The 23346-nt window shown below is 71.9% G+C and carries 26 protein-coding genes and 3 tRNA genes; 18 read left to right on the top strand and 11 right to left on the bottom strand.

Annotated elements, in window-relative coordinates; genetic code table 11:
* Window positions 1-6 precede the first annotated feature (6 nt).
* The gene (locus HN031_RS17295; protein ID WP_172272982.1) at window positions 7-357 is read right to left on the bottom strand and encodes a YciI family protein; all 351 of its coding nucleotides are present in this window, start codon (window positions 355-357) and stop codon (window positions 7-9) included.
* A gap of 135 nt (window positions 358-492) precedes the next feature.
* On the opposite strand from HN031_RS17295, the gene pgm reads away from it, so the two are divergent.
* Complete coding sequence (pgm, locus tag HN031_RS17290) at window positions 493-2136, top strand: phosphoglucomutase (alpha-D-glucose-1,6-bisphosphate-dependent) (RefSeq protein WP_172272979.1); 1644 nt, start codon at window positions 493-495, stop codon at window positions 2134-2136.
* Here the strand turns inward: pgm and HN031_RS17285 are convergent.
* Complete coding sequence (locus tag HN031_RS17285) at window positions 2128-2445, bottom strand: hypothetical protein (RefSeq protein WP_172272976.1); 318 nt, start codon at window positions 2443-2445, stop codon at window positions 2128-2130. The two genes, pgm and HN031_RS17285, sit on opposite strands and share 9 nt — an antisense overlap.
* 121 nt (window positions 2446-2566) lie before the next feature.
* A complete protein-coding gene (locus tag HN031_RS17280; RefSeq protein ID WP_172272973.1) occupies window positions 2567-4216 on the bottom strand; it encodes an acyl-CoA dehydrogenase family protein in 1650 nt (549 codons plus the stop codon).
* Window positions 4217-4333: 117 nt separating this feature from the next.
* Here HN031_RS17280 and HN031_RS17275 point away from each other — a divergent pair, with 117 nt between their 5' ends.
* The 3 genes from HN031_RS17275 to HN031_RS17265 are packed head-to-tail and all read left to right on the top strand — an operon-like array spanning window position 4334 to window position 7027.
* Window positions 4334-5299 (top strand): YihY/virulence factor BrkB family protein, encoded by a 966-nt coding sequence (locus HN031_RS17275; protein ID WP_172272971.1) that lies wholly within the window; start codon window positions 4334-4336, stop codon window positions 5297-5299.
* A 2-nt stretch (window positions 5300-5301) separates the two neighbouring features.
* On the top strand, window positions 5302-6390 hold the full coding sequence (locus HN031_RS17270; protein WP_367650803.1) for a TrkA family potassium uptake protein: 1089 nt from the start codon (window positions 5302-5304) through the stop codon (window positions 6388-6390).
* 13 nt (window positions 6391-6403) lie between these two features.
* On the top strand, window positions 6404-7027 hold the full coding sequence (locus HN031_RS17265) for a hypothetical protein (protein ID WP_172272969.1): 624 nt from the start codon (window positions 6404-6406) through the stop codon (window positions 7025-7027).
* Window positions 7028-7076: 49 nt separating this feature from the next.
* Here HN031_RS17265 and HN031_RS17260 read toward each other — a convergent pair whose 3' ends face one another.
* Window positions 7077-7766, bottom strand: coding sequence for an aspartate/glutamate racemase family protein (locus HN031_RS17260; protein WP_172272967.1), 690 nt, complete (start codon window positions 7764-7766; stop codon window positions 7077-7079).
* A gap of 76 nt (window positions 7767-7842) precedes the next feature.
* Between HN031_RS17260 and HN031_RS17255 the strand changes: the two genes are divergently transcribed.
* Complete coding sequence (locus HN031_RS17255) at window positions 7843-8742, top strand: LysR family transcriptional regulator (RefSeq protein ID WP_172272965.1); 900 nt, start codon at window positions 7843-7845, stop codon at window positions 8740-8742.
* Window positions 8743-8803: 61 nt separating this feature from the next.
* A complete protein-coding gene (locus HN031_RS17250; protein ID WP_172272963.1) occupies window positions 8804-10057 on the top strand; it encodes a sulfatase-like hydrolase/transferase in 1254 nt (417 codons plus the stop codon).
* 39 nt (window positions 10058-10096) lie between these two features.
* On the opposite strand, the gene HN031_RS17245 is transcribed toward HN031_RS17250, so the two are convergent.
* Window positions 10097-11095: a formylglycine-generating enzyme family protein gene (locus HN031_RS17245; RefSeq protein WP_172272961.1), complete on the bottom strand. Its 999-nt coding sequence runs from the start codon at window positions 11093-11095 to the stop codon at window positions 10097-10099.
* A gap of 167 nt (window positions 11096-11262) precedes the next feature.
* On the opposite strand from HN031_RS17245, the gene HN031_RS17240 reads away from it, so the two are divergent.
* Window positions 11263-13005 (top strand): sulfatase-like hydrolase/transferase, encoded by a 1743-nt coding sequence (locus tag HN031_RS17240; RefSeq protein WP_172272959.1) that lies wholly within the window; start codon window positions 11263-11265, stop codon window positions 13003-13005.
* 13 nt (window positions 13006-13018) lie between these two features.
* On the opposite strand, the gene HN031_RS17235 is transcribed toward HN031_RS17240, so the two are convergent.
* Window positions 13019-13765 carry an HpcH/HpaI aldolase/citrate lyase family protein gene (locus tag HN031_RS17235; RefSeq protein WP_172272957.1) on the bottom strand — a complete coding sequence of 249 codons (747 nt, stop codon included), beginning with the start codon at window positions 13763-13765 and terminating at the stop codon, window positions 13019-13021.
* A gap of 191 nt (window positions 13766-13956) precedes the next feature.
* On the opposite strand from HN031_RS17235, the gene HN031_RS17230 reads away from it, so the two are divergent.
* Both HN031_RS17230 and HN031_RS17225 read left to right on the top strand, forming a co-directional pair.
* A complete protein-coding gene (locus tag HN031_RS17230) occupies window positions 13957-14361 on the top strand; it encodes a VOC family protein (RefSeq protein ID WP_172272954.1) in 405 nt (134 codons plus the stop codon).
* Window positions 14358-14648: a helix-turn-helix domain-containing protein gene (locus HN031_RS17225; protein ID WP_172272951.1), complete on the top strand. Its 291-nt coding sequence runs from the start codon at window positions 14358-14360 to the stop codon at window positions 14646-14648. The genes HN031_RS17230 and HN031_RS17225 overlap by 4 nt, the downstream gene beginning before the upstream one ends.
* A 134-nt stretch (window positions 14649-14782) precedes the next feature.
* Here the strand turns inward: HN031_RS17225 and HN031_RS17220 are convergent, their stop codons facing one another.
* From HN031_RS17220 to HN031_RS17200, 5 genes are all read right to left on the bottom strand, one after another.
* Window positions 14783-15079, bottom strand: coding sequence for a DUF4193 family protein (locus HN031_RS17220; protein ID WP_172272948.1), 297 nt, complete (start codon window positions 15077-15079; stop codon window positions 14783-14785).
* 344 nt (window positions 15080-15423) lie between these two features.
* Window positions 15424-15777, bottom strand: a complete 354-nt coding sequence (locus HN031_RS17215) for an STAS domain-containing protein (RefSeq protein WP_172272945.1) — start codon at window positions 15775-15777, stop codon at window positions 15424-15426.
* A gap of 466 nt (window positions 15778-16243) precedes the next feature.
* Window positions 16244-16318, bottom strand: a tRNA-Val gene (locus HN031_RS17210).
* Between the two features lie 29 nt (window positions 16319-16347).
* Window positions 16348-16418 (bottom strand) — tRNA-Cys (locus HN031_RS17205).
* A gap of 35 nt (window positions 16419-16453) precedes the next feature.
* Window positions 16454-16526 (bottom strand) — tRNA-Gly (locus HN031_RS17200).
* A gap of 115 nt (window positions 16527-16641) precedes the next feature.
* Between HN031_RS17200 and HN031_RS17195 the strand changes: the two genes are divergently transcribed.
* The 9 genes from HN031_RS17195 (at window position 16642) to lgt (ending at window position 23314) form a co-directional block, all read left to right on the top strand.
* Window positions 16642-17472 (top strand): aminotransferase class IV, encoded by an 831-nt coding sequence (locus HN031_RS17195; protein ID WP_172272943.1) that lies wholly within the window; start codon window positions 16642-16644, stop codon window positions 17470-17472.
* Window positions 17469-17831 carry a phosphoribosyl-AMP cyclohydrolase gene (hisI, locus tag HN031_RS17190; protein WP_172272941.1) on the top strand — a complete coding sequence of 121 codons (363 nt, stop codon included), beginning with the start codon at window positions 17469-17471 and terminating at the stop codon, window positions 17829-17831. The genes HN031_RS17195 and hisI overlap by 4 nt, the downstream gene beginning before the upstream one ends.
* Window positions 17824-18447, top strand: a complete 624-nt coding sequence (locus HN031_RS17185) for a Trp biosynthesis-associated membrane protein (protein WP_172272939.1) — start codon at window positions 17824-17826, stop codon at window positions 18445-18447. Before hisI ends, HN031_RS17185 begins: the two co-directional genes overlap by 8 nt.
* A 42-nt stretch (window positions 18448-18489) precedes the next feature.
* Window positions 18490-18690: an HGxxPAAW family protein gene (locus tag HN031_RS17180; RefSeq protein ID WP_172272937.1), complete on the top strand. Its 201-nt coding sequence runs from the start codon at window positions 18490-18492 to the stop codon at window positions 18688-18690.
* A 78-nt stretch (window positions 18691-18768) separates the two neighbouring features.
* Window positions 18769-19563 (top strand): indole-3-glycerol phosphate synthase TrpC, encoded by a 795-nt coding sequence (gene trpC / locus HN031_RS17175; RefSeq protein ID WP_172272935.1) that lies wholly within the window; start codon window positions 18769-18771, stop codon window positions 19561-19563.
* A complete protein-coding gene (trpB, locus tag HN031_RS17170; RefSeq protein WP_172272933.1) occupies window positions 19560-20855 on the top strand; it encodes a tryptophan synthase subunit beta in 1296 nt (431 codons plus the stop codon). Before trpC ends, trpB begins: the two co-directional genes overlap by 4 nt.
* The gene (trpA, locus tag HN031_RS17165; RefSeq protein WP_172272931.1) at window positions 20852-21664 is read left to right on the top strand and encodes a tryptophan synthase subunit alpha; all 813 of its coding nucleotides are present in this window, start codon (window positions 20852-20854) and stop codon (window positions 21662-21664) included. The genes trpB and trpA overlap by 4 nt, the downstream gene beginning before the upstream one ends.
* Window positions 21651-22298 (top strand): SCO family protein, encoded by a 648-nt coding sequence (locus tag HN031_RS17160; RefSeq protein WP_172272928.1) that lies wholly within the window; start codon window positions 21651-21653, stop codon window positions 22296-22298. The genes trpA and HN031_RS17160 overlap by 14 nt, the downstream gene beginning before the upstream one ends.
* A gap of 8 nt (window positions 22299-22306) precedes the next feature.
* The gene (lgt, locus tag HN031_RS17155) at window positions 22307-23314 is read left to right on the top strand and encodes a prolipoprotein diacylglyceryl transferase (protein ID WP_172272925.1); all 1008 of its coding nucleotides are present in this window, start codon (window positions 22307-22309) and stop codon (window positions 23312-23314) included.
* Window positions 23315-23346: the final 32 nt, after the last annotated feature.

The following is a 23346-nucleotide window of genomic DNA, read 5'->3' as shown; positions in this document are numbered from 1 at the left end:
GTCTCCTCACTCGGCCAGTCGTCGGAGCTCGATGTGCTCGCCACGACCCGCGAACCGCTCGCAGGCGGCGCGCAGGTCGGCCTCGTCGTCGCTCTCGACGAGGTAGAAGCCGACCACCTGCTCGGCCGTCTCCGAGAACGGACCGTCCGTCACGAGTGCCTCGCCGTCCGTGCCGGGGCGCATGGACGTGGCGCGGTCGGAGGCCTCGAGGGGACCGCCGACCACCAGCACGTGCCCTCCGGCGGAGAGGTCGCGGTGGAACTGCTCGTGCGACCGCTGCCCCTTCTCGTGGACCTCGGGCGGCAGCTCGGCCCACTCCGCCTCGGGTGCGGGCAGCAGGATCAGGTAGCGGCTCATCGTCGGTGAGCTCCTTCGGTTGTCGCGGACCGCAGGGCTGCGGCCTCACCCCTCTGACGGGTCCAGACTGCCGGAATCGACACGAGGACGGGGACTTTCTCGACGGGGCACGCCGGACCCACCAAGATGGGGCCCATGGCCACCCACGAGAGAGCAGGACAGCCCGCCCGCACCGAGGACCTGGTGGACGTCTCCCACCTCGTGACGGCCTACTTCGACCTGGAGCCCGACCCCGACGACGTCTCCCAGCAGGTCGCGTTCGGCACCAGCGGCCACCGCGGCACGTCGCTCACCACGTCCTTCAACGAGGTCCACATCGCCGCCACGACGCAGGCGATCTGCGACTACCGCAAGGAGCAGGGCTACGACGGACCGCTCTTCATCGGTCGCGACACCCACGCGCTGTCCGAGCCGGCGTGGGCCACCGCGCTGGAGGTCCTCGTCGCCAACGACGTCACCGTCCTGGTCGACGACCGCGACGGGTTCACCCCCACCCCGGCGGTCAGCCACGCGATCCTGCGCGCCAACCAGGGGCGCACGTCGGGTGCGGGGCTCGCCGACGGCATCGTCGTCACGCCGTCGCACAACCCGCCGCAGGACGGCGGGTTCAAGTACAACCCGCCGCACGGCGGCCCGGCCGACTCCGACGCCACGAGCGTCATCGCCGCGCGTGCCAACGAGCTGATCCGCGGCAACATCGAGGGCGTACGACGCGTCGCCTTCGCCAAGGCCCGCGCCGCGGTCGGCGACTACGACTTCCTCGGGACCTACGTCGACGACCTGCCGACCGTCCTCGACCTCGACGCGATCCGCGACGCCGGCGTCCGGATCGGCGCCGACCCGCTGGGCGGGGCGAGCGTGGCCTACTGGGGCGAGATCGCCGAGCGGCACCGCCTCGACCTCTCGGTGGTCAACCCGCTGGTCGACCCGACGTGGCGGTTCATGACGCTCGACTGGGACGGCAAGATCCGGATGGACTGCTCGTCGCCCTACGCGATGGCCTCGCTGGTGGGCCGCAAGGACGAGTACGCCATCGCCACCGGCAACGACGCCGACGCCGACCGGCACGGGATCGTCACGCCCGACGCGGGCCTGATGAACCCCAACCACTTCCTCGCCGTGGCGATCGCGCATCTCTTCGGCGGGGCGCGCCCGGAGTGGCCGGGGACGGCGCGCATCGGCAAGACCCTCGTCTCGAGCTCGATGATCGACCGGGTGGCCGAGTCGATCGGCAAGCCCCTGGTCGAGGTGCCGGTCGGCTTCAAGTGGTTCGTGCCGGGCCTCATGGACGGCTCCTTCGGCTTCGGCGGGGAGGAGTCCGCCGGCGCCTCCTTCCTGCGCCGCGACGGCTCCACGTGGACGACCGACAAGGACGGCATCCTGCTCGCGCTGCTGGCCAGCGAGATCCTCGGTGCGACCGGTCGGACGCCGAGCGAGCACTACGCCGAGCTGGTCGCCCGCCACGGCGACCCGGCCTATGCCCGCATCGACGCGCCCGCCGACCGCGACCAGAAGGCGAAGCTCGCCGCGCTGTCGCCGGAGGACGTCACCGCCACGACGCTGGCGGGCGAGGACATCACCGGCAAGCTCACCGAGGCGCCGGGCAACGGCGCGAAGATCGGCGGCCTCAAGGTCACCACGGAGTCGGCGTGGTTCGCCGCCCGCCCGAGCGGCACCGAGGACGTCTACAAGATCTACGCCGAGTCGTTCCGCGGGCCCGACCACCTCGCGGAGGTCCAGGCCGAGGCCCGGGAGGTCGTGTCGGCCGCCCTAGCGTGACGCGCCCACCGGCCCCGCCTCGATCGGCTGGCGGGGTGCGTGCCAGTGGGGGCGGGCGTCGTCCTGTCGGGACGGCTGCTCGTCACCGTCGATCGACGCGCGGGAGAAGCTGACCGCGACGATCGAGTCGAGCCGCACGAGCACCTGGTTGCCGGCGCCGTCGTCGAGGATCACGCCGAGGCCGTCGGAGCCGACGACCGTGCCGTCCAGCCACGTCCCGGACACCAGGACCCGCACGGCGGAGCCCGCGTCCTTGGCGTGGCGCAGCAGCGTGCCGACGGTGAACAAGGTGCTCGACTGGCTGGACATGGACGGACCCCCCTGGCAGGACTTCCGGCGACCCTACGTCGCTCCCGCCGCCGCGCCGCGGGTGTTCGGGGAACCTTGACCGAACGTCCGTTCTCGCCTGGCCCGTCTGGACCACTGCCCATCAGCCGATCGGCGTCGCGCGCTCCACGACCTGCCGCAGCGAGCCGCTGGTCAGCATCCCGAACGTCCCGCCGTACGACCCCCCGAACCGGCTGCCGCAGAACGCGTCGGCCACCTCGGGCGGGGCGAACCGGACCAGCAGCGAGCCCTGGAGGCACGCCGCCATGTGGCCGGCCAGCCGGCGCGCGCCCGCCTCGGGGCCGCCTCCGGTCGCACCGGCCTCGCCGAGCAGGGCGAGCGTGTCGTCGACCGCCCGGTCCAGCCGGCTGTCGCCGCCGCGGGCCGCGCCGACCTCGGTGATCCAGGCCTGCAGCACCTCCGGCTCCCGGCCGAGGGCGCGCAGCACGTCGAGCGCGTTGACGTTGCCCGAGCCCTCCCAGATCGAGTTGAGCGGGGACTCGCGGAACAGCAGCGGCAGCCCGGAGTCCTCGACGTAGCCGTCGCCGCCGAGGCACTCGAGCGCCTCGGCGACCATCGCCGGGGTGCGCTTGCAGACCCAGAACTTGGCGAGGGGAAGGGCGATGCGGCGCAGGGCCACCTCGTGCGGGTCGCCGGGTTGGTCCACGGCGGCGGCCAGCCGCATCGCCAGGGCGGTGGCGGCCTCCGACTCCACGGCGAGGTCGGCCACGACGTTCTGCATGAGCGGCTTGTCGACGAGCAGGCCGCCGAACGCGGAGCGGTGGCCGACGTGCCACGAGGCCTCCGCCAGCGCGTGCCGCATCAGCGAGGCGGAGCCGATCACGCAGTCGAGCCGCGTCGCGGCGACCATCTCGATGATCGTGCGCACGCCGCGCCCCTCGTCGCCGATGCGCTGGGCCAGGGTGCCGTCGAGCTCGAGCTCGCCGGAGGCGTTGGAGCGGTTGCCGAGCTTGTCCTTGAGCCGGACGACGTCGATCCGGTTGCGGGTGCCGTCGGCGAGGACGCGCGGCACCACGAAGCAGGTCAGGCCGCCGTCGGCCTGGGCGAGGACGAGGAACACGTCGTTCATCGGGGCCGAGGTGAACCACTTGTGGCCGTGGAGCGTGTACCACCCGTCCTCGGCGGTCGGGACCGCCCGCGTCTGGTTGGCGCGCACGTCCGAGCCGCCCTGCTTCTCCGTCATGCCCATGCCGGCCAGGGCGCCGACCTTCTCCGACCTCGGCCGCACGCCGGGGTCGTAGGAGCGCGCCGCCAGCAGCGGCGTCCACTCCTCGGCGATCGCGTCGTCGGCCCGCAGCGCGGGCACCGCGGCGTACGTCATCGAGATCGGGCAGCCGTGCCCCGGCTCGGTCTGCGACCAGGCGAAGAAGCCCGCCGCGCGGCGCAGGTGGGCGTGCGGGTCGCCGCCCTCCTGCTGCTCCCACGGCGCCGCCTGCAGGCCGTGGCCCACCGCGCGCTGCATCAGCCAGTGCCAGGAGGGGTGGAACTCCACCTCGTCGATGCGGGTGCCCCAGCGGTCGTACGGCGTCAGCCCGGGGTGGTGGCGGTTGGCGAGCATGCCGTGCTCGCGCGCCTCCGCCGACCCGGCCTCGGCCCCCAGCGCGACGAGGTCGTCGACGACCTCCGGTGACCCGTGGCGGGCGACAGCCTCGGTGAGGGCGAGGTCGGACGTGACGACGTTGTGCCCGACGAGGGCGGGCGCCTGGTTGGTGGCCGTGCGCGGGTCGGTCATGGCGCCCACCGTAGGCGGTGGCGCCGACGCGGGGGAGTGACATCACCCACGCGTCGCGGCGGGGGACCCGCGGCCGGGCTGCGGTCGTTCGGGAGTGCTGCTCGATAGCGTGGGCGCATGGTCGAGGCGAGCGAGGAGGAGCCCGCCCCGCGGCGGGCGGAGGTCCTCGCGCGCCGCTGGAGCGAGCACCTGTGGCGCATCATCGTCACGTCCGTCGGCTCGTGCCTGCGGCACCGGGTGACCGGTCTGGCCGCGGAGGCGGCGTTCTTCGCGGTGCTGTCGGTGCCGCCGCTGGTCTTCGCCCTCGCGGGGGCGATCGGCTTCGTCAGCGACCGGTTCACCGACACGCAGATCGAGGACGTCAGCAACGCGGTGCTCGAGATCTCGCGCCAGGCGCTCACCGACCGGGCGGTCGACCGGATCATCGAGCCGACCATCAACGAGGTGCTGACCGGCGGTCGCTACGACGTCATCTCGATCGGCTTCATCCTCGCCCTGTGGTCGGGCTCGCGCGCGCTCAACGTCTTCGTCGACACGATCACGATCATGCACGGGCTCGGCGGGCACCGCGGGATCGTCGCCACGCGGGCCCTGTCCTTCGTGCTCTACGTCCTCGCCATGGTCACCGGTGCCGTGAGCCTGCCGCTCGTGGTGGCCGGGCCCTCGCTCGTCGACCGGCTGCTCCCGCCGCGGCTCGACGTCCTCAACAACCTCTACTGGCCGGTCGTCCTGCTGGTGTGCATCTGCTTCCTCGCCACGCTCTACCACGTGTCCGTGCCGGTGCGGACGAACTGGAGCTTCAACCTCCCCGGCGCCACCTTCGCCCTCTTCTGCTGGATCGCGGGGTCCTACGTGCTGCGCTGGGTGCTGACGGTGACCGCCGCCGAGTCGCGCTCGATCTACGGCCCGCTGGCCGCGCCGATCGCCGTCCTCCTGTGGCTCTACCTCCTCGCCCTCGCCGTGCTCATCGGGGCGGCGGTCAACGCCGCCTTCGACACGGTCTTCCCGCAGAAGAACACGACGCGCGCCCGGATGGAGCTGGTGCAGCGCCTGCGGGAGCGGATCAGCGTGCGAGACTCCTGACCGTGCAAGCGCCCACCAACCACCCCAGCGTGGGACGGGTCTCCCTGCCCGACCGGGTGCGGTCGCCGTGGTGGGAGCTCGGGCGCCGGCTGCTGCTGGCGATGGCGATCCTCGTCGGCACGGTGCTCCTGGTCTTCTTCGACCGCGGGGGCTACCGCGACGGCAACGACCCGACCAACACGATCACGCTGCTCGACGCGTTCTACTACACGACCGTCACGCTCAGCACGACCGGCTACGGCGACATCGCCCCCGTCTCGCCCCAGGCCCGGCTGGTCAACGCGCTGGTGATCACGCCCGCGCGCATCGCCTTCCTGGTCCTGCTGATCGGCACCACCCTGGAGGTCCTCGCCTCCCAGGGACGCGAGATGTTCCGGGTCGCCCGGTGGAGGAAGAAGATGGACCAGCACGTCGTCGTCGTCGGCTACGGCACCAAGGGCCGCAGCGCGATCGACACCCTCGTGAGCAACGGCTACGACCGCGACAGCATCGTGGTGGTCGACCCCGGGGTGGTCGCCATGGAGGAGGCCAACCGCGACCAGCTCGTCGGCATCGCCGGCGACGCCACCCGGCGCGGCGTGCTGCGGCAGGCCGGCGTGGAGAAGGCCACCCACGTCATCATCACCACCGACCGCGACGACTCCAACGTGCTCGTCACCCTCACGGTCCGCCAGCTCAACCCCGACGCCTGGATCGTGGCGTCGGTGCGCGAGCAGGAGAACGTGCCCCTCATGCGGCAGTCCGGCGCCAACTCGGTCATCACCTCCTCCGACGCGGTCGGCCGCCTCCTCGGGCTCTCCTCCATGTCGCCGATGCTCGGCTCGGTGATGGAGGACCTGATGACCTACGGCGAGGGCCTCGAGGTCGCCGAGCGCGACCTGCTGGTCAACGAGGTCGGCAAGCAGCCGCAGTCGCTGCCGGACCAGGTGATCGCGGTGATCCGCGACGAGAAGGTCTACCGCTACTTCGACCCGGTGGTCTCGCTGCTCGCGCGCGGCGACCGGCTCATCGTCGTACGCCCTGCCAAGGAGCTGCCGTGGGCGCCCCGACCGGGCACCCACGGCGAGGACCTGGCCGACGACGAGGACTGAGGAACCACGCTCCGTGATCGCCTCCCACGCCCATCGCTTCGTCTTCATCAAGACCCGCAAGACCGCCGGCACCAGCCTCGAGATCGCGCTGTCGCGGCACTGCGGACCCGACGACATCGTCACCCGGATCAGCCCGGCCGACGAGGAGCTGCGCGCGGCCGCCGGGGGAGTGGGCCCGCAGAACGACGACACCTCGCCCAGCTCGTACGCCCACATGGGCGCCCGCCGCGTCATCGACGTCATCGGCCGCGAGACGTGGGACGCCTTCTTCACCTTCGCTGTCGAGCGCAACCCCTACGACGTCGTCGCGTCCTCCTACCGCTACAGCGCCCGCAAGCCGAGCTTCACCAAGACGTTCGCCGAGTTCGTCCGCACGCCGAAGCGGATGGAGCGGCTCGCGCTCAACGAGCGGCTCTACCGGCTCGGCGGTCGCGTGGTCGTCGACCGGGTCTACCGCTACGAGGACCTGCCCGCCGCGGTCGAGGACGTCTCCGCCCGCCTCGGCGTGCCCCTCGACCTCCCGCACGCCAAGCAGGGGAGCGGCCCGCACTACCGCGAGCTCTACGGACCGGGTGACGCCAAGATCGTGGCGCAGCGCTTCGCCCGCACCATCCGCGAGTTCGGCTACGAGTTCTGAGGCTCGGGTCCCGGCCGGCTGCCCGGGCTGCTGGCGACTCCCCACCGCCTCATGCGAGCGCGAGGTCGACGAGCAGGTCGGCGTGGGCGACCGCCGAGTCGATGACCGGCAGCGGTGCGTCCTCGGGGCCGACGAGGAGCCCGATCTCGGTGCAGGCGAGCACGACCGCGTCCGCGCCGCGGTCCGCGAGGTCGCGCATGACCTCGACGTACGCCTCGCGCGACGACGGCAGGAAGATGCCCTGGGTGATCTCGTCGAACACCACCCGGTCGACGAGCTCGCGACCGGCGGCGTCGGGGACGACCACGGAGATGCCGTGGCCGGCGAGACGGTCGGCGTAGAACGTCTCCTCCATCACCCACGTGGCGCCGAGGAGGCCGAGCGTCGTCCAGCCCTCGCGTGCGGCGACGGCTGCGACCGCGTCGGCGATGTGGACGGCGGGCCCCTCGGCCGCGGACTCGAGCGCGGCGAAGTTCTTGTGCATGAGATTGGTGCACAGCGCGACGAGGTCCGCACCGCCCGCCTCGCAGCGGCGCGTCGCGTCGGCCAGCAGCCGTGCCGAGCCGTCCCAGTCGCCGCGCAGCTGGCAGTCGCGCACCTCGGCGAAGTCGAGCGACTGCAGCGAGATCCGGGCCGACGCGTGCCCGCCCAGGCGGGCGGCGACCTGCTCGTTGATGAGCCGGTAGTAGGTCGCGGTCGAGTGCCAGGACATGCCTCCGATGAGGCCGATCGTCTTCATGGCTCCATGGTGGTCAACCGGCGGGCTCAAAGGAACCCCCGTTCTCCTTGGGCGGCCCATAAGCGATGCTAGGCCCATGAGCCTTGATCCCCGACGCGTCCTGATCTTCCGCGAGGTGGCCCGGCAGGGATCGATCAGCGCCGCCGCCCGGGCGCTCGGGTGGACCCAGCCCGCCGTCAGCCAGCACCTCGCCCGGATCGAGCGGGACGTCGGAGGGCCCCTGCTCCTGCGCGGTCCCAGCGGGGCGACCCCGACCGAGGCCGGGGTGGCGCTCCTCCGCCGTGCCGACGTCCTCGCCGCCGAGCTGCACGCCGCCGAGGAGGAGCTCGCCGCCCTCACCCAGCTGCGGGCGGGGCGGGTCCGGCTCACGGCCTTCCCGTCGGCCGCAGCCACCCTGGTGCCCGAGGCCATCGGCGCGCTCGCAGTCGACCATCCCGAGATCGAGGTCGGCCTCGACGAGGCGGAGCCGCCCGAGGCGATGGCCGCCGTCGCGGCGGGGGACTCCGACCTCGCCCTCGTCTTCGGGTACGACGGCCCGCCGGAGGCCATGGGCCTGCTGACCTGGCAGCCTATGCTCGACGAGCCGGTGCACCTCGTCGTGCCGCCCGGCTGGCGGGGACCCGGGCGGCGTGGCCTCGCGGCCCTGGCCGACGCGGACTGGATCGGCGGCTGCGTGCGGTGCCGCAGCCACCTCGTCGCCTGCTGCCAGGCAGCCGGCTTCTCCCCGACGCTGCGGCACACGACCGACGACTACGTCGTGGTGCAGAACCTGGTGGCCCGCGGGCTGGGGGTCACGGTGCTCCCCGCCTCCGCCCTCGCCGCCTACCGCCACCCCGACGTGCGCGTGGTCGATCTCCCCGCGCTCGGACGCCGCCACATCGGCCTCGCCCATCGCCACGGCGCCGAGGCCGTGCCCGCCACCGCGGCCTTGATCGACCGGATGCGTGAGGTGGTCGCCACGGCGGAGCGACGGTGACTCCTCTGCCCGGGCGCCGACACCCGCGACACGCGCGTGGTCTCGCCCTAGGCTCGTGAGGATGGTGGACAACGTGCTGTGGATCATCACCGACGACCAGATGCGCTGGACGCTGAGCAGGATGCCCAGGACGCGGAAGCGGCTCGTGGGCAAGGGCGCGGAGTTCAGCCGCGGCTATGCCGCAATCCCGCTCTGCGGTCCGGCACGCGCCTCCATCCTGACGAGTCGCTACCCCCACGACCACGGCTGCCTCACCAACGCGACCCACACGCGGTTCGTCGCGCAGCGCCACGACCGCGACACCGTCGCCACGCGGATGCGGGCTGCCGGCTACGACACGGGCTACTTCGGCAAGTACATGAACGGCATGGGCCGCGACGCCACGTACGTCGCCCCCGGGTGGGGTCGCTGGGTGGGCTCGTCGGTGGGTGACCGGGAGACGGTCAACGTCGACGGAGAGCTGCGCGAGCTGGCGAGCCGCCAGGCGGTGGAGCGGTTCGCCTACAGGAAGCTCCGGCGCTTCGTCAGGCGCCACCGGGACACCGGGCCCTGGTTCGCGGTGTGGGGGCCGACGGCGCCGCACGCGCCGTACACACCGTCGCCCGCGCACCGCCACGACTTCGACGACGTGCAGTGGGACCCGCCCGCCCTCAACGAGGCCGACCTGTCCGACAAGCCCACCTGGATGCGCGACCTGCCGCCGCAGGAGCGGGCGGAGATGCGCCGGCTGCTCGAGGGGAAGCTCGAGGAGCTCCAGGACCTCGACGACCAGATCGGCCGGCTGCTCGCGCTGCTGAGGAAGACCGGTCAGCTGAGGCGGACCTGGATCTTCCTCGTCTCCGACAACGGCTACCTGCTCGGCGAGCACCGCCTGGTCCACAAGGAGCAGCCCTACGAGGAGTCGAGCGGCATTCCGTACGTCGTCCGCGGCCCCGGGGTCAGGCCCGGCACCCGACGCGCGCTCGTCTCGCAGGTCGACCTGATGCCGACCACCCTCGACATCGCCGGCCTCGATCCCGACGCCGGCCGGGACCTGTCGGGGCGCTCGATGCTGCAGCCGCTGCGCACCGGCGACTGGGGGCGTTGGCGACGCCGCCTCCTGGTCGAGAACCCCGACCTGGGGTGGGCGATGCTGCGGGAGGGGTCCACCGCCTACATCGAGCACCACGAGCGCGGGGAGTGGGAGCTCTACGACCTGGAGTCCGATCCCCACCAGCTCGAGAGCCGCCGGGGAGCCGACGTGACCGACGTGTCCCGGCGGTTGACGCTGCTCCGTCAGGCGCGGGGGAAGGAGCTGCGCGCGCGAGAGGTCTAGCCCCTCGGCAACCCGGCCGTCCGACCGGAGCACGTCGGGTCAGGCGTCGTTGGCGCAGCGGAACCCGATGTTGCCCGACGAGGACTCCGCCGTGTTCGACGAGCGGGCCGCCACGCGGTAGCGGTTGCAGTAGCTGTCGTGGCAGAGGTACGACCCGCCGCGCATCACGCGCGACACCTGGGCCTCGTCCGTGCCGGTCGGATCGCTCGCCACCGGGTCGACGACCGCCTCCTCGCCCGCGCGCTCGGCGTACTCGGTGGGGCGGAAGGCGTCCTGGCACCACTCCCACACGTTGCCGACGGTGTTGTGCAGCCCGTAGCCGTTGGGCTGGAAGGCGGTCGCCGGCGCGGTGGTGAGGTGGCCGTCGTCGAGGGTGTTGCGGCGCGGGAAGTCGCCCTGCCAGATGTTGCACCGCCACCGGCCGCCGCTCATCAGGTCGTCGCCCCACGGGTAGCGCGCGCGGTCGAGACCCCCGCGCGCCGCGTGCTCCCACTCGGCCTCGGTCGGCAGTCGCTTGCCGGCCCAGGTGCAGTAGGCCTGCGCGTCGCGCCAGGACACGTGGACGACGGGGTGGTTCTGGAGGTCGGCGATGCTCGAGCGCGGTCCCGCCGGGTGGCGCCAGTCGGCACCGCGCACGGCGAGCCACCACGGGACGCCGGCGGCGCGCTGCAGGACGTCGGCGGGTGCCGCCTGGACAGCCAGGTGGAAGACCGCCGAGACGCCGTCGCGCTCGGCGTCGGTGACGTGGCCGGTCGCCTTGGCGAACGCGGCGAACTGGGCGTTGGTGACGGCCCTGGAGTCGATGAGGTAGGACGACAGCCGCACGAGGTGGACCGGCCGCTCGCCGTCGGCGGCGTACCCGTCACCGTGGCTGTCACCCATCCAGAAGTCCCCGGCGGGCACGCGCACCTGGCCCCGCGTGCTGCGCGCGCCTCGCGCCAGGACTGCCTCCGGCGGGCGCTCCGCCACCGGTGCCGACCGGTCGGTCGTCGGGGCGCAGCACGACCCGACGTGGGATGCCTCGAGGTGCGTCGCCATGGGACAAAAGTACAGCAGGTCGATGGTCTTGATCCGGTTCAGGCGCCGGGGCCGTGGACGGGGTCGTCCCACGAGCGGTTGCCTGACTAGAGTAAGTACATAGAGAAGGTGCAAATTAGCGCCAGACCACTCGGAACTGCTCGAACCCACTCGGACAAGGACCATCAATGCCCCCTCGGAAGATGTTCACGGCCCTGGCCCTCCCGGCCGTGCTCACGCTCACCAGCGTCGCGCCGGCCCTCGGTGTCGTGCAGCCGGACAGCGCCCCGGGCGCTGCCGCACCGCGCGACAAGGCGCCACGCCCCAACCTCGTGTTCGTCATGGCCGACGACCTCGGTTGGGCCGACCTCAGCAGCGGCCTGCCCAACGGCGGCTTCGCCAACGACTTCAACGAGACGCCGCACCTCGACCAGCTCGCCGCGGAGGGCCAGGTCTTCACGGAGGCCTATGCCTCGGTGCAGTGCAGCCCGACCCGGACCGCATTGCACACCGGCCAGTACGCCACCCGCCCGACCAACAACGTGTACGCCGTGAGCGGCATCGCCGGCCAGGCGGGCGACCCCCTGCTCGGTGCCCCGCACGGTCGTCCGGCCGATGGTCGCTCGGCGGTTCCCACCGACTACACGACCCTCGGCGAGACCCTGCAGCGGGCCGGCTACGCCACCGGCTACTCGGGCAAGTTCCACGTGGCGGGGTCTGCGGACGAGATCGTCGCCAGCCACGGCTACGACGAGAACTGGGGCGGCAGCCAGAACTCGCACGCGACCTACTACTTCGCGACGAGCAACCAGTTCAACGACTCGGTGTCGCCGAGCCTCGACCAGTTCGCAGCCGACTACACCCAGGACTACGTCGACGCGAACATCGCGCCCTACAGCCGCGGCGTCAGCGAGGCCCAGCTCGACGCACTGGTCGGCACCGACAAGCACGTGACCGACGCGCAGACCGACGCGGCCATCGACTTCATCGACCGCAGCAAGGACGAGCCGTTCTTCGCCTTCGTCAGCGAGTTCGCTCCGCACTTCCCGGTCAACGACGCCCAGGCCCGCCCCGACCTGCTCGTGAAGTACCGGGCCAAGGCCCCCGGCAGCTCCCCGGCCAAGCCGTCGTACGGCGCCCTGACCGAGGGAGTCGACCAGTCGGTGGCCCGGATCGTCGACTACCTCGAGGAGACCCCCGACCCGCGCAACGGCGGCAAGCCGCTCGCGGACAACACCCTGGTCATCTTCACCTCCGACAACGGCGGCGAGGAGGACCCCGTCGAGGCGGGAGCGGACAACGGCCCGCTCCGCGAGGACAAGGGCTTCAAGTACGAAGGCGGCGTCCGCGTCCCGTGGATCGTGTGGAGCGGCGGTCGCGACCTGGTCCGCGGTGGCGGTCGCAGCAACGAGACGCTCGTCAACAGCACCGACCTCTACACGACCCTCGCGTCCTACGCCCAGGCCGCGCTCCCGGCCGGGGTCCCGCTCGACGGCGTCGACCTGAAGCCCGCCTTCAGCCGCGGGGCGACGATCAACCGTGACCACTTCCACCACGTCCCGGGCTACGTCCGGTTCGGGGGACAGCTGCAGTCGCGACCGTTCTCCAGCGTCCGCGACGGCCGGTGGAAGCTCTACCACGACTACACCGACGGCTCCTTCGAGCTCTACGACCTCGAGGCCGACCTCGGCGAGACCACCGACCTCGCCGCCCGCAGGCGCGGGCTCGTCCAGCAGCTCGGGAAGAAGCTGGTCGAGTGGCTCGACGAGACCGACGCACCGCTCGCGACCCTGCGCGCGGGCCAGCCGACCCGGGTGCTCGAGGACGTGACTGGCTGGACGTACGCCGAGGGCCAGGTGACCCGCCACCGCCGCGACACGCTCACGATCGAGCCCGGCGACGAGGTGCCGTTCGTCCTGCCGCGGCCGTGACGACGCACCGCGTTCAGGCGTAGCCCGTCTCCTGCCGGCCACGCGTGATGTCGAGGTGGTGCGTCACGACCTCGCCCAGCGAGACGGAGTCCACGGCGACGGTCACGATCGTCGCTCCCTCAGCGGCATGGCGCGCGGCGTCGTCTCCGTCGTAGGCATGGACGCCGACAGGCATCCCGGCGGAGACGGCGCCCGCGATGATGGAGGACAGGACCGGGCGCAGGTCCGCCGAGCGATCGGCGCCCGCAAGCCCCAGGGACAGGGAGAGGTCCCCGGGGCCGACGTAGATCCCGTCCAACCCCTCCACCCGCACGATGGCGTCGAGGTCGTCGAGTGCTGTCCGCGTCTCCACCATCACGATGACCAGCGGCTGATCGGCACCACCGGACAGACGCCCGATGGACCGCCCACCGGCTGGGGCGTAGCGGGTGGCGGCGACGACCTCCCGGGCGTGCTCGGCGTCGCGCACGTTGGGCACGATGACGCCGCCGGCGCCGAGGTCGAGCGGGCGCCCGACATCGGCGAACTGCGGGCTGCGTGTCCGCACGAGCGGGACCGAGCCTGCTGCCCTGATGGCTGCGGCAACCCCGGGGAGCTCGGCTTCTGTCGCAGCCCCGTGCTGCAGGTCCACGACGACGAAGTCTGGACCGGTCCTCGCGAGGACCTCGGCGCTCACGACGCCCGGCAGCAGGCTCCACACCCCGTGGCAGGGCTGTCCCTCGGACAACCGCCGCCGTACGACGTCCTCGTTGATGACCATGGCGACATCCTCCCTCGGCTCGCACGACTGCGATGGCCGGGTCGATCACGACGTCCGCCGCCACGCCAACGAGCCAGGCGCTCAGTGCAGAGCCGGGGACGGTTGATGGTGGCGACCTCGCCTGTGGATGAGCGCGTACGAGGCGCGGCGGGTGGGTTGACGCCGCACTTGCATTTTACAAGTATGAGGTCATGAGCCTCTTCATCACCTGCCCGGTCGAGAGTGTCGACCGCTCGACCGCCTTCTACTCCGCCCTCGGCTGGACCCTCAACCGTGAGATGTCCGACCACAACGTGTCGTGCTTCGCGATCGCCCCGGACCAGTACGTCATGCTGGGCAGCCGCGAGATGTACGCCGGCGTGGGCGGCGTCGAAGACCTGGTCGGCGGGCCCGACACGCCGTCGAAGGTCACGGTCTCGTTCGACCTCGGCAGCCGTGAGGCGGTCGACGCGCTCGTCGAGCGCGCGGAGCGCGCCGGTGGCCGGGCGGGGGACACCGACGACTACCCGTTCATGTACCAGCGCCAGTTCGACGACCCCGACGGCTATCACTACTCGCCGTTCTGGATGAAGCCGGACGCCGCCCCGGGCTCGTGAGCGATCTCCGCGCCGCCCTCGACGTCCTGGGGGCGCGGTGGGCACTGCTCATCGTGGAACGACTGCTCGACGGGCCCCAGCGTTACGGCGACCTGCAGCGGGACCTGGGCGTGCCGACGAACATGCTCGCGACCCGACTGCGGGAGCTGGAGGCTGCGGGCGTGCTGACCCGTCTGCCGCTGCGGCACAACACCCGGGCGTACGCGTTGACGGATCGTGGACTCGCCGCGCGCGGGGCGGTCGAGGCGCTCGCGCGCTGGGGCGCCGAGCAGGCGCGACCCGGATGAGCACCCGTGCGTGCCTCTCTCGGGCCGTCCCAGCCGGCCCGTAGGCCGTGCTCGGCGTGGCGTCGGCCGGGCGATGCCGAGGCTTGGCTGGTCGATGAGCGGCGCTTCCTGGCCGCGGGGGCGGTGGGGAACAGTCAGGCGCAGTCGCGGCAGACGAAGGGGTGTTCCGACACCTTGGCGCTGCGGTGGCGCACGAGGAAGCACACAGAGCACGAAAACTCGTCGTGCTGCTCAGGCACTACTTCGACGGTCAGCTCCTCGTGCGACAGGTCAGCTCCAGGCAGCTCGAAGGCCTCGGCGGCCTCGTTCTCGTCTTGGTCGACCTTGCCGGAGTTTGCGTCTCTGTCAGTCGCAGTGAGTCGGAGAGCTTCAAGGCTCTCCTCCTTCTGCTCCTCCTCGCTCTTGCGAGAGGCGTCGTAATCGGTGGTCATGATGAAGAACAATCCTCCTTTGGGGCGCACGCCTTGGTTCCGTGCGGCAGTGCTGAAGCGATGGCGAAGCCGCGGCCGTTGGAGACGTCTCTGCGCGACCAATTCGTCTACGCGTTCAACACACGGTCCGCTGCGCATCCATGCGCCCGGTCCCTTGCGACTGCGACCTGCACACGAGGTCGTGCGGCGGGCAGCTGCCTGTCGGCACCATAAGGCGGCTTCGACTGCTGAAGGTTGAGCGCGTTGCCTGTAGGCAGGCGCCACGACCACGGTGATGCAGACGCTGGCAGCTCGGATCTCGACACGACGAGGCGCTCGGGCCGGCCAAGGGGCAGTGGCCGTTTCTAGGCCGCGTCGCCTCCCACGGGCGGCTCGGACGAGGCGGGTTCGAGGTGCCAGATCTCCAGCAGCTTGAGGGCGAAGACACTCGCGCCGTGCAGGCTCAGCACGCCACCTTGCGCCTCGGCGCGAGACTTTGCCAGAGCGAACGCGAAGAGGGCGGTGTGGTCGAGAAAGGTGACATCACTCAGATCGACGAGGATGTGAGCTCCCGGGTGGGCCTTGACTGCCACGTCCAGCACGTCCAGGGCGTGCGAAGCAGCGAAGTCGAGTTCCCCGGCGAGCACCACAACCACCCATGGGGTGCAGGTCGCTGGAGCCAGTCCCGATGCGCCGGGCGTGTTGTTGAGCACGATCATGTGTTTTCCTCCAACCGCACAGCGGTGCGGACAGGTTGCGCGCCCTGTCGAGGAGGCCAGCACCTCGGGGCGACAAGGAATGTCGCGCCACCGAGGTCCGGGGTAGCAGCCACGTGAAATGTGACTGGACTCAGCACACCACGTCCGTCGTCATGCGGCAACCCTCGACAAGGCTTTCCTTGGCTCGAACCGCTTGGTGTCGCACGCGCGGTTCGTTTGTGCCGACAGGATCATCGCCAATCAGAGCAGCAGCTCGACGACCTTGAGTCAGCTCCTACCAGGATCCCCGCGGCGCGCTAGCAGTCTTCGGCAGGCTCCACGACCGCGCGCCGGGCATCTGGCCTCATGCGGGTTACTTAGGGGGCCTCACGACCCGTCGCCATGTGCAGGCGTGGGTTGCCTCCACGGCTCCCAGGTGAAAGGGCCCCCGACCTGCTGTTTCCGCAGGTCAGGGGCCACTCGACGGTGGTGGGCGATACTGGGTTTGAACCAGTGACCTCTTCCGTGTCAAGGAAGCGCGCTACCGCTGCGCCAATCGCCCGGGTCTTGAGTTGTTCACATCTGGGGGAGAGGTGGGTACGGGATTTGAACCCGTGTAGACGGATTTGCAGTCCGTTGCCTCGCCTCTCGGCCAACCCACCGTGGAGGTCCAAACAAGTACGGCGGAGACCTTCCGAGCGGACAACGAGACTCGAACTCGCGACCTCAACCTTGGCAAGGTTGCGCTCTACCAACTGAGCTATGTCCGCCTGCATCCTCGGCCGTTTCACCGGCCTCAAGTGCGAGTGGAACAGTAGTACATGGCTTGCGCGGGGCCAAAATCGCCCCCCCGACCTGGCGTGTTCGGGGCCCTAGGGTGGACCCATGCGCGCGTGGCTCAACGGTGACCTGCTGATCGATCCGTCCCAGGGGGCCGTCGCGGTCACCGACCACGGCTTCACCGTGGGGGACGGCGTCTTCGAGGCGGTGAAGACGCTCGGGGGACGCCCCTTCGCGCTCACCCGCCACCTGGCGCGGCTCGAGCGGTCGGCCGCCGGCCTCGGGCTGCCCGTCCCCGACCTCGACGACGTACGACGGGGGGTCGAGGCGGTCCTCGCCGACGGGAGCGAGGCCGACCCGGTCGGGCGGCTGCGGATCACCTGGACCGCCGGTCCGGCGCCGATGGGGTCCGGGCGTGGCGACGGGACGCCGACCCTGGTGGTCGCCTACAGCGCCATCGACGCCGCTGCTGACGCGACGACGGTCGTGACTGTGCCGTGGACCCGCAACGAGCACGGCGCGACAGCGGGCCTCAAGACCACCTCGTACGCCGACAACGTGATCGCGCTCGCCCACGCCAAGGCGGAGGGCGGCAGCGAGGCGATCTTCGCCAACACGGCCGGCAACCTCTGCGAGGGCACGGGCTCCAACGTGTTCTACGTCATCGACGACGAGCTCCGCACCCCGAGCCTCGCCGTCGGGTGCCTGGCCGGGATCACGCGCGACCTGGTCATCGAGTGGTGCGGCGCCCGCGAGGTGGACGAGCCGCTCGTCGAGGTGCAGCGCAGCGCCAGCGAGGCGTTCCTCGTCTCCACCACCCGCGACGTGCAGGCCATCTCGCGCTGGGACCACCGCGACCTGCCGGCCCCGGGACCGGTCACCCAGCGGTGTGCGGAGACCTGGGCCGCCCGCGAGGCTGAGACCATGGAGCCGTGAGCACTTCCGACACCACCCTCGACCCGGCCATCGCGGCGCGGCTCCGCCACACCGCCGAGGGACTGGTCCCCGTCGTCGTGCAGCAGCAGGGGTCCCGCGAGGTCCTCATGCTGGCGTGGGCCGACGACGAGGCGCTCGCGCGGACCATCGACACCGGCCGGGCGACGTACTGGTCCCGCTCGCGCCGTGAGTACTGGGTCAAGGGCGACACCTCCGGCCACGTGCAGTGGGTCAAGGAGATCCGCCTCGACTGCGACGGCGACACGCTGCTCTTCGTCGTCGACCAGGTCGGCGCTGCGTGCCACACGGGCGACCACACCTGCTTCGACGCCGACCTCGTGCACCGCGTCGATGGCTGACGAGGCGGGCGGCGCGGCCAGGTCCCGGCGCACCTTCGGACCCGTGGTGCTGCTCGGCCTGGCGGGCGCCGCGCTGGCGGCCGTTGCGGGCAGCAAGCCGTGGGTCGAGGGGACCTCGGGGTCGGTCAGCTCGGACACGGACGACGCGATGGCGTCCGTGCTCGCCCTCAACAGCGCCGCCGAGTCACCGCTGGCGGCCGCCCTGGCGCTCGCGCTGCTCGCCTGCTGGGGCGTCCTGCTGGTCACCCGCGGTCGCGTGCGCCGCGCGGTCGCCGTGCTGGCGCTCGTCGCGGCGGTCGGGCTGGTCATCACCACGGTCGAGGCCTTCTGGAGCCTGCCCGACACGCTCGCCGACGCCCTCCTCGAGGTGTCGGGCACCGACACCGTGAGCACCGGGATCACCGCCTGGTACGTCGCCGGGCTGGTGGCCGCCGCCCTGAGCGTCGCCGCCGCCGCTGCGGCCCTGCGCTTCGTGGGCTCGTGGCCCGAGATGGGCACGCGCTACGACGCCCCGACCGGCACGCGCGGGGAGCCCGACGGCGACCGGTCGGCCGTGCCGACCGACAACATCGACATCTGGAAGGCCCTCGACGAGGGTCGGGACCCGACCGCCTAGACTCGGTCGCGCAACCGCTCGAGTCGACGAAGGAGCACCACGATGGCTGCTGGCCACGGCAACACCCCCGCTGCTTGGACCGCCGTCGGGGTCGCGATGCTCGGCTTCGTCGTCGGCAGCGTCGCCCTGCTGCAGATCCCGGCCAACGAGACCCTGCTGTGGATCGGCATCGCCATCGGGCTCATCGCGTTCCCGCTCTTCCTCGTGCTGTCCAAGCTCGGCTTCAACGCCTCCGAGCACTGAGCCACGGGCTCGACCGGCCGAGTCCGGCCACTGGGCACCGCCGCCGGCCGGGCTGGGCCCGGGTGAGAGGCTGAGCGCATGCCTGCGACCGCCTCCGTGCTCGACGACATCGTCGCCGGAGCACGCGACGACCTCGCGCGCCGCGAGGCCGCGCTCCCGCTCCCCGAGCTGCGTGCGCGCCTCGCGGACGCGCCGGCACCGCGCGACCCGATGCCGGCGTTCCGCGGCCCGGGATCGAGCGTCATCGCCGAGGTCAAGCGCCGCAGCCCGAGCAAGGGCGACCTCGCCGACATCCCCGACCCGGCGGCGCTCGCGGCGGCGTACGCCCGTGGCGGTGCGGCCGCGATCTCGGTGCTGACCGAGGAGCGACGCTTCGGCGGGAGCCTCGACGACCTGCGCACCGTCCGCGCGGCGGTCGACACCCCGCTGCTGCGCAAGGACTTCATCGTCGAGACCTACCAGCTCGTCGAGGCCCGCGCCGCCGGCGCCGACCTCGCGCTGCTGATCGTGGCCGCGCTGGACGACGACACGCTGCGGCGGTTGGACGACGAGGCCCGCGAGCTGGGCCTCACCGTGCTCGTCGAGGTCCACGACGAGGCCGAGGCCGAGCGCGCCCTCGCCCTGGGCGCCGGCCTGGTCGGCGTCAACAGCCGCAACCTCAAGACCCTCGAGGTCGACCCCGACGTCTTCGGCCGGCTCGCCCCGCACCTGCGCGGCGACGCGGCCCTGGTCGCCGAGAGCGGCATCACCGGCGTGCCCGACGTCCAGCGCTTCGTCTCCGAGGGAGCCGACGTGGTGCTGGTCGGCGAGGCGCTGGTCAAGGACGGCGACCCCGAGGCCGCCGTGCGAGCGATGACAGGAGTGACGGCGTGAGCCAGCAGACGACCGAGACGACGAGCCCGACCACGAGGTACGACGCCGACGAGCGCGGCTACTTCGGCGGGACCTGGGGCGGGCGGTTCATGCCCGAGGCGCTCGTCGCCGCACTGGACGAGCTGACCGTCGCCTGGCACGACGCGATGGCGGACCCCGCGTTCGTCGCCGACTTCGAGCGGGTCCTGCGCGACTATGCCGGCACGCCGAGCCGGCTCTACCACGCCGAGCGGCTCTCCGAGACCGTCGGCGCCCGGGTGCTGCTCAAGCGCGAGGACCTCAACCACACCGGCGCCCACAAGATCCGCAACGTGCTCGGCCAGGCGCTGCTGACCAAGCGGATGGGCAAGACCCGGGTGATCGCCGAGACGGGCGCCGGGCAGCACGGCGTGGCCAGCGCCACCGCCGCCGCGTGGTTCGACCTCGACTGCACCGTCTACATGGGGGCCGTCGACACCCGCCGCCAGGCGCTCAACGTCGCCCGCATGCAGCTGCTGGGCGCGAAGGTCGTGCCGGTCGAGTCCGGCAGCGCGACGCTCAAGGACGCCATCAACGAGGCGCTGCGCGACTGGGTCGCCAGCGTCGACCACACCGCCTACCTCTTCGGCACCGCCGCGGGTCCGCACCCGTTCCCGAGCATGGTCCGCGACTTCTGCCGCGGCATCGGCGACGAGGCCCGCGCACAGTGCCTCGAGCAGTACGGCGTCCTGCCGGACGCGGTCGCGGCGTGCGTCGGTGGCGGCTCCAACGCCATCGGCCTGTTCACCGCGTTCCTCGAGGACGAGGGCGTCGAGATCCACGGCTTCGAGCCCGGCGGTGACGGCGTCGAGACCGGCCGGCACGCCGCCACCATCCACGCCGGCGAGGCCGGGGTGCTGCACGGTGCCCGGACCTTCGTCCTCCAGGACGAGGACGGCCAGACGGTCGAGTCGCACTCCATCTCCGCCGGCCTCGACTACCCCGGCGTCGGCCCGCAGCACTCGTGGCTCGCGGCCGACGGGCGGGCGACGTACACCCCCGTCACGGACACCCAGGCCATGGAGGCCATGGCGCTGCTGAGCCGGACCGAGGGCATCATCCCGGCCATCGAGTCCGCCCACGCGATCCACGGTGCGCTCGAGGTGGCCAAGCGGCTCGGCCGCGAGAAGGGCCCCGACGCGACGATCATCGTCAACCTCAGCGGTCGCGGCGACAAGGACATGGGCACGGCCATCGAGTGGTTCGGCCTCGGCGACGCCGAGGAGGGCCCTGAGGCCGACCTGGAGCAGGCCGCGAAGGAGGCCACCCAGTGACCGCGAGCTCCACCGCCACGGCCTTCGCGACCGCACGGGCCGAGGGACGCTCGGCGCTCATCGGCTACCTCCCCGCGGGCTACCCGAGCGTCGAGGGCTCCATCAACGCGATGCGCACGATGGTGGAGGCGGGCTGCGACGCGATCGAGATCGGCCTCCCCTACAGCGACCCCGTCATGGACGGCCCGACCATCCAGGCAGCGGCCCAGCAGGCGCTCGACGCGGGCGTGCGCACCAGCGACGTGCTCGACGTCGTCGCCGCGGTGGCCGAGACCGGCGTGCCGACGGTGGTGATGACCTACTGGAACCCCATCGAGCGCTACGGCGTGGAGCGCTGGGCCGGCGACCTGGCGAAGGCCGGGGGAGCGGGGCTCATCACGCCCGACATCACCCCCGACCACGGATCCGCGTGGGTGGAGGCCGCCGACGCACACGACCTCGACAAGGTCTTCCTCGTCGCGCCGAGCTCCACCGACGAGCGCATCGCGCTCACCGCCGAGGCCAGCCGCGGGTTCGTCTACGCCGCCGCGGTCATGGGCGTCACCGGCGCCCGCGACGCCACCTCCGACCTCGCCGGGCCGCTGGTCCGCCGCGTGCGGGCGACCGGCGACATCCCGGTAGCCGTCGGCATCGGCGTCAGCAACGGCGACCAGGCCGCCGAGGTGGCCGCCTTCGCCGACGGCGTCATCGTCGGCTCGGCCTTCGTCCGCTGCCTGCTCGACCACGCCGGGGACGAGGCCGCCGGTCTGGACGCCCTGCGCGCGCTGACCACCGACCTCGCCGAGGGCGTGCGCCGTGGTCAGAACTAGTGCCCTGCGGGCGAGTGCGGCAGCAGCGCTCCTCGGGCTGATGACCGCCTGCGGCGGCGGCGCGGGAGCCGGCTTTGGCTCGATGGAGCTCACGGGCACCGTCCTCGACCCGCCGTTCGAGGTGTCCTCGACGCCGCTCGTCGACACCGAGGGTGCCCCCTTCAGCCTGACCGAGGACACCGACGAGGACCTCACCCTGGTGTTCTTCGGCTACACCAACTGCCCCGACATCTGCGGTCAGGTCATGGCCACGCTGGCGGGCGCGTTGAGCCGGCTCTCCGACGAGGAGAAGGAGCAGCTCGAGGTCGTCTTCGTGACCACCGACCCCACCCGCGACGACGCTGCCGTGGTCGAGGACTACGTCGACGCCTTCGACCCGAGCATCGTCGGGCTCACCGGCGACCTGGCCGACATTCGAGAGGTGGCGTCGAGCATGAAGGTCGCCATCGGCTACTTCGACCCCGACGGCACGGAGCTCGACCCGGGCAGTCTCCCGGCCACCGGCTACGAGGTCGACCACGGCACCCAGGTGTTCGGGATCGGTCCCGACGACGGCGTCGAGACCTTCTGGGGCTCCGACGTCTCGCAGGCCCAGCTCGCCCACGACGTCACGATGTTGCTCGACCGAGGATGATGCTCCCCATGTTGTCCCTGCAGTCGCCCCTGGTGACGCTGATGTCCATCCCCAGCCCGTCCGACGGCGTGTGGAACCTCGGCCCCGTGCCGATCCGCGGCTACGCGCTGTGCATCATCCTCGGCATCGTCCTGGCCATCTGGATCGGCGAGCGCCGCTGGGTGGCCCGCGGCGGCGTCGCCGGCGAGGTCAGCGACCTCGCCATCTGGGCGGTGCCCTTCGGCCTGGTCGGCGGCCGGCTCTACCACGTCGCCACCGACTGGGAGCTCTACTTCGGCGAGGGCAAGAACCCGGTCACGGCGCTGTACGTCTGGCGCGGCGGCCTCGGCATCTGGGGCGCGATCGCCCTCGGCGCCGTCGGCGTCGCCATCGGCGCCCACCTGCGCGGCATCAAGCTGCTGCCCCTCCTCGACGCGCTCGCCCCGGGCGTGCTGGTGGCCCAGGCGATGGGTCGCTGGGGCAACTGGTTCAACCAGGAGCTCTACGGACGTCCCACCGACCTGCCATGGGGACTCGAGATCGACGTCGACCACCGGCCCTCGCAGTACCTCGACGTGCCGACCTTCCACCCGACGTTCCTCTACGAGTGCCTGTGGGTCCTCGCGGCCTTCGCGCTGCTCGTCTGGCTCGACCGCCGCTTCCAGCTCGGGCACGGCCGCGTGGTCGCCCTCTACGTCATGTTCTACACAGCCGGCCGCGGCTGGATCGAGAACCTGCGCATCGACGACGTCCAGCTCGACGACGTGCTGGGCCTGCGGCTCAACGTGTGGACCTCCATCGTGCTGTTCGTGCTCGCGGCCGCCTGGTTCGTGTGGTCCGCGCGCCGCCACCCCGGACGCGAGCAGGTCGTGCGCACCCGTCCGCTGGAGGACGACGACGCGACCACCGACGGCACCCCGGACGAGTCCTCCGACGACGCCGGCCACGACGCCTCCCACGACAGCACCGACGACACCCGGTCCTCGGGATCGACGGCGTCCACGCAGGGCCGCTCCACGGCCGATCCCACGGCCTGAAACACGGCGCCCCGGCGTCGGTGGCCGGTGAT

Source organism: Nocardioides sp. zg-1308 (assembly GCF_013155375.1).
GTDB classification, from domain to species: Bacteria; Actinomycetota; Actinomycetes; order Propionibacteriales; family Nocardioidaceae; genus Nocardioides; species Nocardioides renjunii.
This window is presented reverse-complemented; position numbering and strand designations above follow the sequence as displayed.

Coding starts and splice junctions, on each gene's coding strand:
- HN031_RS17245 (WP_172272961.1), bottom strand. CDS start 11,095: ATGGCGACGCACCTCGAGGCATCCCACGTCGGGTCGTGCTGCGCCCCG.
- HN031_RS17235 (WP_172272957.1), bottom strand. CDS start 13,765: ATGGTCATCAACGAGGACGTCGTACGGCGGCGGTTGTCCGAGGGACAG.
- HN031_RS17240 (WP_172272959.1), top strand. CDS start 11,263: ATGCCCCCTCGGAAGATGTTCACGGCCCTGGCCCTCCCGGCCGTGCTC.
- trpC (WP_172272935.1), top strand. CDS start 18,769: ATGCCTGCGACCGCCTCCGTGCTCGACGACATCGTCGCCGGAGCACGC.
- HN031_RS17255 (WP_172272965.1), top strand. CDS start 7,843: ATGAGCCTTGATCCCCGACGCGTCCTGATCTTCCGCGAGGTGGCCCGG.
- HN031_RS17275 (WP_172272971.1), top strand. CDS start 4,334: ATGGTCGAGGCGAGCGAGGAGGAGCCCGCCCCGCGGCGGGCGGAGGTC.
- HN031_RS17220 (WP_172272948.1), bottom strand. CDS start 15,079: ATGACCACCGATTACGACGCCTCTCGCAAGAGCGAGGAGGAGCAGAAG.
- HN031_RS17180 (WP_172272937.1), top strand. CDS start 18,490: ATGGCTGCTGGCCACGGCAACACCCCCGCTGCTTGGACCGCCGTCGGG.
- pgm (WP_172272979.1), top strand. CDS start 493: ATGGCCACCCACGAGAGAGCAGGACAGCCCGCCCGCACCGAGGACCTG.
- HN031_RS17295 (WP_172272982.1), bottom strand. CDS start 357: ATGAGCCGCTACCTGATCCTGCTGCCCGCACCCGAGGCGGAGTGGGCC.
- HN031_RS17260 (WP_172272967.1), bottom strand. CDS start 7,766: ATGAAGACGATCGGCCTCATCGGAGGCATGTCCTGGCACTCGACCGCG.
- lgt (WP_172272925.1), top strand. CDS start 22,307: ATGTTGTCCCTGCAGTCGCCCCTGGTGACGCTGATGTCCATCCCCAGC.
- HN031_RS17195 (WP_172272943.1), top strand. CDS start 16,642: ATGCGCGCGTGGCTCAACGGTGACCTGCTGATCGATCCGTCCCAGGGG.
- HN031_RS17250 (WP_172272963.1), top strand. CDS start 8,804: ATGGTGGACAACGTGCTGTGGATCATCACCGACGACCAGATGCGCTGG.
- HN031_RS17215 (WP_172272945.1), bottom strand. CDS start 15,777: ATGATCGTGCTCAACAACACGCCCGGCGCATCGGGACTGGCTCCAGCG.
- HN031_RS17230 (WP_172272954.1), top strand. CDS start 13,957: ATGAGCCTCTTCATCACCTGCCCGGTCGAGAGTGTCGACCGCTCGACC.
- HN031_RS17280 (WP_172272973.1), bottom strand. CDS start 4,216: ATGACCGACCCGCGCACGGCCACCAACCAGGCGCCCGCCCTCGTCGGG.
- HN031_RS17285 (WP_172272976.1), bottom strand. CDS start 2,445: ATGTCCAGCCAGTCGAGCACCTTGTTCACCGTCGGCACGCTGCTGCGC.
- HN031_RS17185 (WP_172272939.1), top strand. CDS start 17,824: ATGGCTGACGAGGCGGGCGGCGCGGCCAGGTCCCGGCGCACCTTCGGA.